At 66.7% G+C, this 474-nt stretch carries 1 protein-coding gene; it reads right to left on the reverse strand.

The annotated features are described in order from the left end of the window. On the reverse strand, positions 1-345 hold a 345-nt coding region (locus RNB18_RS51370), incomplete at its 3' end, for a helix-turn-helix transcriptional regulator (protein WP_311720977.1). Positions 346-474 lie beyond the last annotated feature (129 nt).

The raw sequence follows: 474 nt of genomic DNA on the forward strand, positions 1-474 counted from the left end.
CTCCAGCAGAGCCCACTGCCGGAACCAGCTCGCCAGCCCCTTCCCCCGTTTCAGATGCTTCGCCGCCGCCAGGATCACCCCGAACGCGTCGAGGAGGCTGTCCGCGCGCTCCGCGAAGTCCGGCGGCGGGAGGCGGCGGCCCTGTTCGATGGAGGAGACGGTCTCCAGCGAGTAGCCGACGAGTGGCGCGAACTGTTCCTGCGTCAGCCGGGCCCGCTTGCGGAAGGTCTTGACGATTTCCCCGAACATCTTGAGGTTGTAGTGCGGTTCGGGTTCGGTGCGGTTCGTGCCGCCGTTGCCGAAGGTCCCGTACGTGCTGTCGCTGCCGTCTGTGCCGTGCGTCATGTACGGCCACCTCCCCGTGCGCCTGTCCTGGTTCGCAACCCGTCCATGCTCACGGAACGTGATTCGTACTGTCTACCCTTCGCGCCCGTACGCTGACTGAGCGTACGGGTTCCTGGCCTGGTGACGTGG

The organism is Streptomyces doebereineriae (assembly GCF_031845645.1).
GTDB lineage: Bacteria > Actinomycetota > Actinomycetes > Streptomycetales > Streptomycetaceae > Streptomyces > Streptomyces canus.